We start from the raw sequence: 12,427 nt of genomic DNA, 5'->3' as shown, positions 1-12,427 counted from the left end.
CCTGCCTTCGCTTACTTTTGCTGCTTTTCGCGTTGTCGTTCCAGCCAAGCCGCTGCCTGTTCCTGCTGGGACATGTCCAGATTCATCCAATAGTCCAAAAATGCGCTCGCGTCCTCGCCAGCCGCTTTTGTCAAAAACGCGTTCCATTGCTCGCCGCTGACAAGCTGGTAACGGTAAGTCGCCACATACTGTCTCAAAACATCATACAGCCGCTCTTCCCCCCAAGCTCCCCGCAACAGCCACAGCATGGAGGTTGTCCTGGAGTAAACGAGGTCGCTATAGTATTGATTGGCAGGAAACTCGGTGAGAGCCTGCCACGGCCGCTGATGTTCTTTTACGTAAAGTGGCACAAACGTCCCGTTGGCAAGCCGCCTGCGCACGCGCTCAGCACCGTGTAGCGGATACTGTTCCGTCAGGAAGGCGATCGTTGCATATTCAGTAAAGCCTTCGTCCAGCCACGCCTCGCGAAGCTGATCGTTGCCGACCAATCCGTAAAACCATTGGTGGGCCGTCTCATGCACCACCGTATCGATCGCGTACTCTGCATTCGCCAGAAAATGCCGCCCGTCCAGAAACACCAAAGCCGGGTACTCCATCCCGTTGATCGCCCCGCCTGTCCGAATCACATCGTACTCCGTGTACGGATATGCCCCCAAGTTTTGATGAAAATACGCCAGTGACGAAACAGCCGCCTGATGGTTTTGCTTGGCTTGCTGCACGTCATCCCCTTGGCGCCACCAAGTGCGAACTACTGTATCTCCTGCTTTGCTCTCTGTGCTCTGGTAGCTCGCATCCATGACAACAAGGGCGAAATCGCGCACATCTTTTACGCGCAGCCGTGCCGTTTTTTCTCCTTTTGACGGCGCAGTCACCTCTGCTGCTTTATCGGGTGCCGTACTCGCCCACTGATAGCCCGCTGGAAAAGTGACGTTGACCTCGTAATCTGCGACCTCGCTGTAAAAGGGATCGCCTACAGGCTCGTACGCATCGAGACGCCACCCGCCCTGATCGTACACGGCGAGAATCGGCAGCCAGTTGCCCAGCCAGATCGCGTGCTCATCGTATGACATCCTCCCGTCGTTGTGAGGAAGCTTCATCGCAAAATCCAGCTCGATTTTGTGCGGGCCTGTCTCGTTTATCGGTTTTCCTTCTGCTGCAAGCGGTATCTCCAAAATATGCCCAGTCTTTTTGCCCGCAACCGCTTTTCCGTCGACTGTGAGCTTGTTACTATCATACGTGCCAAGTCCAGGTTCCTTGCCTAAAAGTTCCTCCCATAGCATTCCATCTTGTCGTTTCGTAAATACGTCCGGATAAAGATGAAGGTAGGCATGTTTCGGGTCTTTCGGCCAAAAGGTGATGGCTATGCTTCCGCTCACTTCTTTTTTCACTGGATCAATGTGGACATTCGCCTGATACAACGGCTTTTGCAAAAGCGGCTCCTCGCTTGCCTTAGCTGGCCATCCCAAGTTCATCACCAAGCAACTGCATCCTAGCCAAAAGGCCCATTTTCGCATGCCTTCGCCCCCTTTTTTCTTTATCGTAACGAAAGTGGCAAAAAAAGGCTATCTCCTTTACAGTCTACTGGACAACCAGCTTGAAACAGAATCGAGTGCTATTGCCTCTTCACTGCCCTGCCGCATGTCCCGCACGATCACCTGTCCGCTGTTCACTTCATTTTCGCCGTAAATCAGCGCGTAGGCTATCCCTTCCTTGTTTGCGTAGTCCAGCGCTTTCTTCAGCTTCCTGCCCGCAAGCTCCAGCTCGACCCGGAGACCGCTCGCACGCAGGCGATTCGCTAGCCCAAGGCTAAGCGTCTCGGTGCCGAGCGGGATGACCAAAACGTCAGCGGCTGCCCGCTCGCTTGCCTCCCGCATGGAGAGCGCCGCCAGAATCACATCAAGCCCAAACGAGATGCCCACCGCCGGATATGCTCGCCCATCGCCTAAAAACCGCCCAATAATCTCATCGAACCTGCCGCCACTCCCGATGCTTGAGGCAATGCTTCGATCCTGCAAAAAAATCTCGTAGACCGTACCCGTGTAAATCCCCAAGCCGCGGGCCAAAAACGGCGAAAAGCGCACCTCGCCAGAGACGCCTGCTCCTTGCAAGTAGTCAAACAGCTCTTGCAGCTCCTGTACGCCCTGCTGGAAAGTATCAGAGGAAAACTGCTTCGCCAAAGCGTCCAAAGTCAGCGCACCCTTTTGCAAAAAAGCCGTGATCGCTGCAACAAGCGGCTCCTCCACCTGGCGCTCCCGCAAATCGTCGCGTACCCCTTCCACGCCGATTTTCTCCAGCTTGTCGAGCGACAGCATCACATCTCCCGCCCGTTCTGCCGGTACCCCCAGCTCCTGCAACACGCCCGACAACAGCTTGCGATTGTTTACCTCGATGTACACGTCCAGCCCAAGCTTGGCGAATGCCGCAAACGCCATGCTGATCAGCTCTGCCTCGGCAAGCATCGAGGACGTACCGACGATATCGACGTCGCACTGGATAAACTCCCGCAGCCGTCCAGTCTTCACCGGACCGTCGCGAAACACTTTGCCGATCTCATAGCGCTTGAAGGGCAATCTCATCTCCGGGTTCATCCCGACGACTTTTGCCAAAGGAACCGTCAAATCGTAGCGCAAGGCGAGTTCCCGCTCCCCTTGGTCACTCAGCCGATAAACTTCTTTCAAAATCTCGTCCCCGCCGCCGTATTTGGATGCGAGCAGCTCATAGTATTGCAATGTCGGAGTCTCCAGCGGCTTGCAGCCGTACGCCTCGAACACCGCCTCCAGCGTGCGCCGTATCCAGTTGCGCTGCGCCTGCTCTTTTGGCAAAAAGTCTTTTGTTCCTTTCACGCTTTTCAAAACGCTGTTTTCCATGTCCCTCATCCTTTCTGTTTTCGAACCAACAAAAATAGCCATGCGAGGCAACTTCATGCCCGCATGGCTACAAAAAAATCACCACCGCAGGCACAAAGCACAAGAAGCGCTTGCACCTGCGGAAACATTTCCGAAGATACAAACGCTCTAGCCGTGGTGATGCTGTTGAAGGAACGACATTTGGCTAAACATGACAGAGGTCCCTCCACATCAAAAGATTTTTCCTATCATAGCGCAAAAAAAGCTCCCCGTCCAGTAGACGAGAAGCCATTTTCCAAAATATCCTATTCGCGCAACCAGATGAAGTAGGCCAGGAACACGAAGAACAGAACGTACATCGCCGGATGCACTTCACGCCCTTTGCCTTTCAGCAACTTCATCACTGGATAAACGATGAAGCCAGTCGCAATCCCTGTTGCGATACTGTAAGTCAGCGGCATCAACAAGATCGTCAGGAACGCCGGGAACGCTTCGTCCAGATCGTTCCAAGCCACATGGGCGATATGCGAAGCCATCAGCACACCGACGATAATCAGCGCCGGGGCGGTAACAGCCGGGGTCACAATCGCGAGCAGCGGCGAGAAGAACAGAGCCAACAAGAACAACACGCCTGTAACGATAGCAGTAAAACCGGAACGGCCGCCTGCTGCTACCCCTGCCGTGGACTCGACATAAGCAGTAGTCGTCGAAGTACCGAGTACCGCACCCGCCATACCGGCAATCGCATCAGAAGCGAGCGCTTTGCCAGGACGCGGCAAGTTTCCGTCTTCTTTCAACAATCCAGCTTGGCTGGCTACGCCGAGCAAAGTACCTGTTGCATCGAAGAAGTCAACGAACAAGAACGTAAGAACAACGATCAGCATGTTCACTGTAAACAAAGCAGATGGATCACCGAGGTATTGGAACGCCGCACCGAATGTCGGCGCCAGGCTCGGCGGTGCAGATACAACCTGCTCTGGCAGGCTGACCAGACCGAAGATCATCCCGACTACAGCTGTGACCACCATCCCGATGAAAATACCGGAGTTCACTTTTCGCGAAAGCAGAACGACCGTAACAATCAGACCGAAGATTGCCAGCAAGGCATTTTTCGCAGCCAATACGTCTTCTGGCTTCATTCCTTCATGGTAAAAGGTCAAATGACCCAAAGCGACAAACGTCGCGTCATTTGCAACCACAATGCCTGCGTTTTTCAAACCGATAAATGCGATAAACAGCCCAATCCCCGCAGAAACCGCATATTTCAACCCTTTTGGAATCGCTTTGATGATCGCTTCCCGAACGCCAGTCAAGGACAGAATCAAAAAGATCGTACAAGAGACAAATACCCCAGCCAATGCTTGCTGCCAAGGAATGTGCATCGTCAACACGACGGTGTAAGTAAAGAACGCATTCAGTCCCATCCCTGGTGCTTGCCCGATCGGCAAACGTCCAAGAATCCCCATGAGCAGCGTTCCGATCGCTGCTGCCAGAGCTGTCGCCGTGAATACAGCGCCGAACTCAGGGTAGTTTGCTTTCAGATCCGGCGGCAAGTCTGCACCGCTGAGAATGAACGGATTGACAGCCAGAATGTACGCCATGGCCAAAAAAGTAGTGATGCCCGCGATTGTTTCGCGGCGGTAATTGGTGCCCAGTTTGTCAAACTCAAAGTACTTCCGCACCGTAAGTCCCCCCATGCTTATGGTAGTGGCAATGAAAAAAGGCCCGGACGCTATTAGTATGCGCCTGGCCTCTTCACAAAACACTCCGGGAACAATTTCAAAAATAATAACAAACTCGCATCCCGTCGACATTTTGTTCGTAGCCAGGTCGTTAATGGCGACCCCGTAGAAACTCTTGAGCCATATTCTCAAGAATATACGAACCTTCCTATATTACCTGTTCACATTGAGAAGTGTATCAGGTGACATATCGAATGTCAACGAAAATACGAACGTTCATTTTTGAAATAAGGTGAACATCCGGATTTATTTTATTCCCACTCAATCGTTGCTGGTGGTTTGGAAGTGACATCGTACACGATGCGGTTTACGTTGTCGACTTCATTGACGATCCGCGTGGAGATTTTCTCCAGAACATCCCACGGAATGCGTGCCCAGTCAGCTGTCATGCCGTCGATGGAAGTAACGGCACGAATGCCTACTGTGTAGGAATAAGTGCGTACATCGCCCATTACGCCCACTGTCGTCATGTTCGGCAGAGCTGTGAAGTATTGCCAAATGTCCCGATCCAAACCTGCTTTGGCAATCTCTTCGCGAAGAATCGCGTCGGATTCACGAACGATCTCCAGTTTTTCCTCTGTCACTTCGCCCAAAACGCGAATGCCGAGTCCCGGACCTGGGAACGGTTGACGCCAAACGATTTCATCCGGCAAGCCAAGCTCTGTACCCAATTTGCGAACCTCGTCCTTGAACAATGTTTTCAAAGGCTCGATCAGTTCGAACTTCATGTCTTCCGGCAAGCCGCCCACGTTGTGGTGGGATTTGATCGTTTGCGCTGTCGCCGTTCCGCTTTCCACGATGTCCGTGTACAGTGTACCTTGCGCCAGGAAGTCCATGTCTGTCAGTTTGCCTGCTTCTTCATCGAATACGTAAATGAACTCGTTGCCGATGATTTTGCGCTTTTGCTCAGGATCGGAAACGCCTTTCAGCTTGCTCAGGAAACGCTCGCGAGCGTCAATCTTGATCACTTTCATGGAGAATTTCTCACCGAATGTCTCCATGACGCTTTCCGCTTCCCCTTTGCGCAGAAGGCCGTGGTCTACGAACATGCAAGTCAATTGATCGCCAATCGCTCTGTGGATCAACGCTGCTACGACGGAAGAGTCAACGCCGCCGCTCAAGGCACACAGAACTTGCTTGTTGCCTACGGTTTCACGGATGCGAACCAGCTCGTCCTCGATGAAAGTCGTCATGCTCCAGGTAGGCTCGCAACCGCACACGTTAAACAGGAAGTTGCCGATGAACTCGCTTCCTTTTACGGTATGACGAACTTCTGGGTGGAATTGCACGCCGTACAGCTTGCGCTCAGGGTTGCTGATCGCCGCTACCGGGCAGCTGTCGCTCACAGCATCTACGCTAAAACCAGTCGGAAGCTCTACTACTTTATCGGTGTGGCTCATCCAGACGATTTCATTCGCATCCCATTTTTCGTACAGGCTGTGGGCATTTTGCAAACGCAGCTCCGCTTTTCCGTACTCGCGTTTGCCAGCTCGCTCTACTTTTCCTTCCAGCATGTGGCTCATCAGCTGCATGCCGTAGCAAATACCCAGGATTGGCAAGCCCAGATCAAAAATCGCCGGATCTACTTTAGGCGCTCCCTCTTCGTACACGCTCGCAGGTCCGCCGGAGAAAATAATCCCTTTTGGTTGCATTGCCTTGATTTTTTCTACAGGCGTATTGAACGGCATCAGCTCGCTGTAGACACCGAGATCGCGAACGCGTCGCGCGATCAATTGATTGTACTGGCCTCCGAAATCGAGTACGACGACCATTTCCAATGACTTGTCCATCATATCCCCCTTCTCCTGTTACGCACAGGACGTGAGTGTCGGCTGCAATTTTGCCGACCTCCTCGCTTGATGCATGGTCAAACAGTTTCCGCTTCCCCCGGTTCTGCATCATGCTCACTCGTCTACAAGCCGAATTGTCGCATATTTGCAAAAAAACCGGGACGGTGACTCCGATCTTTCATACGGAGGCAGCGTCCCAGCTTGTGTACACATGTGTGGTTGCATGTACAGAAATCCGAAGTGCTCTCCTCGTAGTCGCCGAATTTACGGTTCAGCGGTAGAAACTTTCAGGCCGTATTCCTGATCATTATACGAGACTCATTGATCGTCATTCTAGCAGATGGGACGGCTTTGTTCAAGGCTTCAGTTGACGGATCAATCTCTCGATCAGCTGCTCTGCCACGGAACGTGCCTTTTGTTCCAATTCCTTGTAGCCGTAAACGGTTCGCTCGTACATTTCCGTCAAGTAACGCAAGTCTTGCCGCTTGTCGGCTGGAATCGTGATTCTGCCTACATACTCCCGGAGAGTCTCACCCGATTGCCGACGTGAGTAGACACTTTCCATCACGCGAAGCAACCAGTTGAAACGATCCTGGTACTTGTTTCCTTTATGTTGATCAATCTGTCTTCGGAGCCACCATAGTTGAATGTCTTTTCTCCTCCTCCAAGCCATGAAGCCCGCAACGGCTGCCACAACCACCAGCCCCGCATTGACTTGCCACGGAATCGAAAAGCTTTTCCCAGGGACGGCATCTCCCTCTTCCAGCTCATTGAAGCGCCCGTCTCCTCTGTCTGGCGAAGTCTGGTTGCCCAGATCCGGCACAGGGATCGGCAATTGCGGTTGGGAGGTTTGCAAATCGTAGTTGAATCGCACTGGCGAGATAAAGGTGCTGGTCGCTTCAAAAGGAATCCACCCGTGACCCGGGAAGTACACCTCTACCCACGAGTGGGCATCTTTGTTGCGAATTTCCATGATGTCGCGGTTTTGATCGTCGCTGCCTACTCTCTCCCCCGGAGCGAAGCCTTTTACCCAGCGCGTCGGGATGTCCAGAGAGCGCAACATAACCGCCATGGAGGTGGAGAAATGATCGCAGTACCCTCTCATGCTGTCAAAGAGAAAATGGTCGACAAAATCTTGACCCTCCGCAGCTACAGGCACATCTTTCGTTTCATACTTATATTTTCCACTCGATCGCAAGTAATTCTCGATCGCCCGGACTTTTTCGTACGGGGTCTTGGCATTTTGCGTAATCGACTTCGCCAGCTCTTTTACACGCGGCGGCAAAGTTGCCGGAAGCTGCAAGTACCGCTCTTTGATCTCTTCCGGATAGTCGGTTCCCGCTTCGGTCACTGCCTTTTCGCTGACAACCGGAACCTCTGCATTCACCTTGTACTGGTTGAGCTTGAGCAGCAATGTGTTAGGAGCGTATTCCGTTTTGCCATTTTGCGATCTGGGCTGGATCAGGTTGATTTTGCCTGCCCGCACCTCTAGCTGTTGGTTCAACTGATCGTACACGACAGTAGCATTCGGCGGAGCGTAATTGCTCACCTTGTTCAATTGCCCCGGATAAAAGACAGTGGCAAACTGCTGCGGTCCTTTAAATTCCAGCGTTGCTTCTACCTTTTTCATTTCGAACCCGTGGAACAGTTCATTTTTCCACTCGTAGTTTTGCGGGTCGAGAATCGCCGTGTAATCGCGTTCCCCTTTCTCCCAGCCTACACCTGTATACAGGTCTTTGGAGTCGCCGCGCCAATAGCTGCGCTCGTTCGTTGTCGCAATGAACACCAGCGTATTGTCTTGCAGAAAAGGTCCGCCCAACCGCTCGTCGTTGTTGTCGTAACCAACTTTTTTCATGACCGCTGTCGGCGTCTCGTTCCCGTTGCCCATCAGAAAAGCAATCGGATCAGGCCAGCTCGCTGCTTTCTTCGGAGCGGCATAGCCGATGCCTACGCTCACGAGAATGATCAGGAGAGAAGCCATCAGAGAACCGAAGAGAAGTCGGCTCCTTTTTTCTGCCACGGTAGCCATGTTGGTCATCTTCATCAAATGACTGACAGCCAGGAGCAAGAACCCGAAAATGAGCGTCCGCACAATCCCCTCGCTGGCGTCATACGGCAAGAACGTATCAAGGACAGCCAAATACAGCTCTGTCAAAAAGACGAACCATAAGCCTTGCCGCTGCTCCAGTACCAAGTACGTCAGCATCGTGATCAAAACGATCAGCATCAGGTCAAACAAGGCATTTCGCGACAAGATGGACATCGCTGCCCAATCCTGCTGAAAAGCCAACGGGAGGTCATGAACTATCTGCCCGTACAACTCCGCCAGCCAATCCGTCGCAAACAGCGGTGTGTCGAACAAAGAAGCATGCAAAAGCCACAGCAGGCCCAGCATTTTGATCGGTATTGTAATCCAGCGATACGGTATGGCTACGTCGATAATCAGCACTCCGGCCACGATCGCATAAAAAGGCCAAAGGATGCCTGTATCTGTCAGCTCCTGCAAAGGCAATAGCCACTCTCTTAGCATCAGGAACAGAAAAAGGGCCGAGACCCATTGCCATACCGTTGGACGTTTCCACACGCTCATGAGTCTAAGCACCTCCTATCCGCTTCCACTCTTGTTCATCGACGTGGATAGACGTACACGATACTTTGCTTCCGCCGAGCAGTTGCAGCATTCGTCTGCGCTCCTGGGAAATGGTGGCTTCCGCATGTACGTAGAACAATTGCACTCTTCTTCCTTTTTGCGACAACGCAATCAGTCGATTGACCAGGTCTTTGTCTACTCGCGGTGTGACGATAATCAGCGTTACACCTTGTTGCTGTTCCAGCGCTTCTCGCCCTACAACCCGTGCGAACGACTCGCTTCCTTGCGGCATGACTCGCGCCAACTGATCAAACACACGCAGGAAGTGGGCATGGGACAGCGCCGGAGCAATCGAGATGCGTTCCTTTTGCCTGTACACCAGCCCGTAGTGATACTGGTTCCGGTTGGCATACGCGATCAGGCTTGCACTTAGCTTTACCGCCGTTTCGAAAAGCTGGGCTGGCTGGCCCTCGTAGCTTTCCTTTTCTACATCAAGGAAAAAGACAGCCTGATTCATCGCCTGATGCTCAAATTCCTTTGTTTTTAAGCCAGTCCCTCTGGCAGATGCACGCCAATGAATCTGGCTCAGACGGTCACCGCGCTGATAATCGCGTACGCCCCTTACCGCAGCGACGTCGTCGGAGCGCTTGTGTGACACGTGGACATTCCCGCTGAAGCTGCCATCGCCCAAAGCCCAATGCGTCAATTCCTTATAGCGTGGATAGACGAGAAACTCCTGGGGGAATGAAAACACTTTCCGCCTTTCGCAAAATCCGAAAAAATCTCCTCCGCTGACAACACACTGATCCAGCGTGTAAAAACCGCGTGGCAGACTGGGAATGACGTAGCGAAACTCCATCTCTTTTTTAAACCAAGGAAAAATCAGCTGTCTGTGCGGCTCATACACGCCTGCGAGACGCTCCGGCAACGGCTCCACAACCATATGCCACCCGAGCGGAAACCGGATTCTCCGGCGCAGACGAACCGTCACAACGACGTCCTCGCCGTCCTGCAAACGGTTGCGATCGATGTGGCGTTCTACTTCCAGCGTAGAGAACATGAGAAAATACGCCAGAGCCTCATATACCAGAAACACCAGACTGCTGTAAAAAAGAAACCAGCTGGAAAAACCGCCCTGAAATTTGGCGAAAACATAGGTGATCACCACAAGCAGGACCGCTTTGAGCTTACCCCATCTTTGCTGTCTCATTCGCAGTCACCGCCTCAGCTCACCGGCACTCGGGTTTCGGTCAAGATCACGGTCAGTACCCGATCAACGGTTGCTCCTTCCAGACGTGCTTCCGGCTTCACGATCATCCGATGGGCGAATACTAACGGCACCAGTTCTTTGACATCATCCGGGATAACGTAATCTCTGCCGCGTACAAATGCAAGTGCCTGCACCGCTTTATACAAGGCAAGTGACCCGCGTGGACTTACACCAAGGTAAATATGGTGGTGTTCACGTGTACGGTGGCAAAGCCGCACAATGTATTCTTTTACCCCTTCCGACACCTTGATCGCAGCAACTTCTTTCTGGAGCTGCGTCAAGTCTGCTGCCGACAAGACAGGCTCAAGCTCTGTGAGCGGATTCACATCTGAGAATCTCGACAACATCCGCATTTCTTCATCTACAGTCGGATATCCCAAGCGTAATTGCATCAGAAAACGGTCCAACTGTGCTTCCGGCAGTGGAAACGTTCCTTCGTATTCCAGCGGGTTTTGCGTCGCCATCACAAAAAACGGGTTGGCCAACCGATACGTTGTGCCGTCTACGGTGACTGAGCGCTCTTCCATTGCTTCCAAAAGAGCTGACTGTGTCTTTGGCGATGTCCGGTTGATTTCATCCGCCAAAATCACGTTTGCAAACAACGGTCCTTGCCGAAATTCAAACTCCATCGTTTGCTGGTTGAAGATAGCTACCCCAGTCACGTCGGTCGGCAGCAAATCGGGCGTGAATTGGATACGCTTGAACTCGCCCCCGATCGATTTGGCCAGAGCGCGTACGAGCATCGTCTTTCCGACACCCGGCACGTCCTCCAAAAGAACATGCCCATTCGCCAAAATCGCTGCGACCATCATCTCGATTACCGAACGTTTTCCAATCAAAACTTTTTCTATATTATCGATCAGTTTAGCAATTGCAGGATGCATTTGGTCCAATTTAATTGGGTTCACGTTGATACATCTCCTGTTCCATCTTATTCTTCCATCACGCATGTAACAAACTCTCGTTGTCACCTGTTTTCCCTTGTATCACCTGTATTGTTGATGTTGAAAATACAGTGTAATTCTAAAGTAATAGATGGAATTGGGAGATACAAGGAAAACTTACTTAAAATTTGTAAGAATGCAGCCGAGGTTATGCAAAAAAGAGTAGGAATTGATCCTACTCTACGGTTTCATATGAAGTAATGGCGTGCCCTGAGAGATTCGAACTCCCGACCTTTTGATTCGTAGTCAAACGCTCTATCCAGCTGAGCTAAGGGCACTTAATTGTAAGAGTCAACCTGAAACGGTTGAATAATGATGGAGCGGACGACGGGTCTCGCTTCTACTGGCACCACTTCGTCGATTTGCTACCCGACAAGCCAGATCTGAAGTGCCCGTGACACTCTTCTTTAATGCTCTTCAAGGGTAAACCCGGAACGGGTGAGAGACCCGAGAACATCTATGGAGCGGACGACGGGTCTCGAACCCGCGACCTTCGCCTTGGCAAGGCGACGCTCTACCAATTGAGCTACGTCCGCATGTACATGAACAAAGGTTTGCTCTGGCTGCAAATCCTTTTTCTTATAAGGTGCGGGTGAAGGGACTTGAACCCCCACGGTCTCCCGCCAGAACCTAAATCTGGTGCGTCTGCCATTCCGCCACACCCGCAAGATAAAACAGAAAAGCGCATCGATATTTCTATCGTGCTACTCGACTCTTGATTGTAAAAACTGGTGAGCCATGAAGGACTCGAACCTTCGACCCTCTGATTAAAAGTCAGATGCTCTACCAACTGAGCTAATGGCTCGCAAATGGCTGGGGTACTAGGATTTGAACCTAGGAATGACGGAGTCAAAGTCCGTTGCCTTACCGCTTGGCTATACCCCAATGGTGGTGCCGGCAATAGGACTTGAACCCACAACCCCCTGATTACAAGTCAGGTGCTCTACCAATTGAGCTATACCGGCAAGATATGTTACTAATGGTGGCTCGGGACGGAATCGAACCGCCGACACGAGGATTTTCAGTCCTCTGCTCTACCGACTGAGCTACCGAGCCATAATGATTTTTATCTTATGCCATTCTTTTATTCAAAAAATGGCGGAGCTGACGGGACTCGAACCCGCGACCTCCGGTGTGACAGACCGGCGTGAACTCCAACTTCACCACAGCTCCATGTTTGGTTGCACCCAAGGGTACTTCCATTCCATCAAGGAAAATTTGGTTGCGGGAGCAGGATTTGAACCT

Annotated in this window: 7 protein-coding genes, 9 tRNA genes and 2 riboswitches (1 of these 18 only partly in view); all 16 genes read right to left on the bottom strand. The window is 52.0% G+C overall.

Translation table 11 applies throughout. The features are described from left to right. Positions 1-11 precede the first annotated feature (11 nt). Complete coding sequence (locus NST23_RS03145) at positions 12-1,472, bottom strand: M1 family metallopeptidase (RefSeq protein WP_340963079.1); 1,461 nt, start codon at positions 1,470-1,472, stop codon at positions 12-14. 99 nt (positions 1,473-1,571) lie between these two features. Beyond that, positions 1,572-2,867 (bottom strand): histidine--tRNA ligase, encoded by a 1,296-nt coding sequence (locus NST23_RS03140; protein WP_280648982.1) that lies wholly within the window; start codon positions 2,865-2,867, stop codon positions 1,572-1,574. 284 nt (positions 2,868-3,151) lie between these two features. Continuing rightward, positions 3,152-4,528 (bottom strand): NCS2 family permease, encoded by a 1,377-nt coding sequence (locus tag NST23_RS03135; RefSeq protein ID WP_063229610.1) that lies wholly within the window; start codon positions 4,526-4,528, stop codon positions 3,152-3,154. A 120-nt stretch (positions 4,529-4,648) separates the two neighbouring features. Further along, positions 4,649-4,750: riboswitch (purine riboswitch) on the bottom strand. Positions 4,751-4,839: 89 nt separating this feature from the next. Continuing rightward, positions 4,840-6,378 (bottom strand): glutamine-hydrolyzing GMP synthase, encoded by a 1,539-nt coding sequence (guaA, locus tag NST23_RS03130; protein WP_122965627.1) that lies wholly within the window; start codon positions 6,376-6,378, stop codon positions 4,840-4,842. Positions 6,379-6,610: 232 nt separating this feature from the next. Continuing rightward, positions 6,611-6,713: riboswitch (purine riboswitch) on the bottom strand. A gap of 20 nt (positions 6,714-6,733) precedes the next feature. Further along, positions 6,734-8,968 (bottom strand): transglutaminase TgpA family protein, encoded by a 2,235-nt coding sequence (locus NST23_RS03125; protein ID WP_173597808.1) that lies wholly within the window; start codon positions 8,966-8,968, stop codon positions 6,734-6,736. A 4-nt stretch (positions 8,969-8,972) separates the two neighbouring features. Continuing rightward, positions 8,973-10,178, bottom strand: coding sequence for a DUF58 domain-containing protein (locus tag NST23_RS03120; RefSeq protein ID WP_122965617.1), 1,206 nt, complete (start codon positions 10,176-10,178; stop codon positions 8,973-8,975). A 14-nt stretch (positions 10,179-10,192) separates the two neighbouring features. Beyond that, positions 10,193-11,146, bottom strand: coding sequence for an AAA family ATPase (locus tag NST23_RS03115; RefSeq protein WP_122965618.1), 954 nt, complete (start codon positions 11,144-11,146; stop codon positions 10,193-10,195). A gap of 237 nt (positions 11,147-11,383) precedes the next feature. Next, positions 11,384-11,460: transfer RNA gene (locus tag NST23_RS03110), tRNA-Arg, on the bottom strand. Between the two features lie 182 nt (positions 11,461-11,642). After that, positions 11,643-11,718 (bottom strand) — tRNA-Gly (locus tag NST23_RS03105). Between the two features lie 51 nt (positions 11,719-11,769). Beyond that, positions 11,770-11,848, bottom strand: a tRNA-Leu gene (locus NST23_RS03100). Positions 11,849-11,911: 63 nt separating this feature from the next. After that, positions 11,912-11,987, bottom strand: a tRNA-Lys gene (locus tag NST23_RS03095). A gap of 5 nt (positions 11,988-11,992) precedes the next feature. Beyond that, positions 11,993-12,067, bottom strand: a tRNA-Gln gene (locus tag NST23_RS03090). A 4-nt stretch (positions 12,068-12,071) separates the two neighbouring features. Continuing rightward, positions 12,072-12,147 (bottom strand) — tRNA-Thr (locus tag NST23_RS03085). 15 nt (positions 12,148-12,162) lie between these two features. Next, positions 12,163-12,238, bottom strand: a tRNA-Phe gene (locus tag NST23_RS03080). 40 nt (positions 12,239-12,278) lie between these two features. After that, positions 12,279-12,355 (bottom strand) — tRNA-Asp (locus NST23_RS03075). A 46-nt stretch (positions 12,356-12,401) separates the two neighbouring features. Further along, a tRNA-Met gene (locus tag NST23_RS03070) sits at positions 12,402-12,427 on the bottom strand; it runs 51 nt beyond the window's last position.

The sequence above is a fragment of the Brevibacillus sp. FSL K6-0770 genome (genome assembly GCF_038000275.1).
Taxonomy (GTDB): domain Bacteria; phylum Bacillota; class Bacilli; order Brevibacillales; family Brevibacillaceae; genus Brevibacillus; species Brevibacillus parabrevis.
The sequence above is the reverse complement of the archived record's forward strand: the minus strand, read 5'-3'. Positions and strand labels throughout refer to the sequence as shown.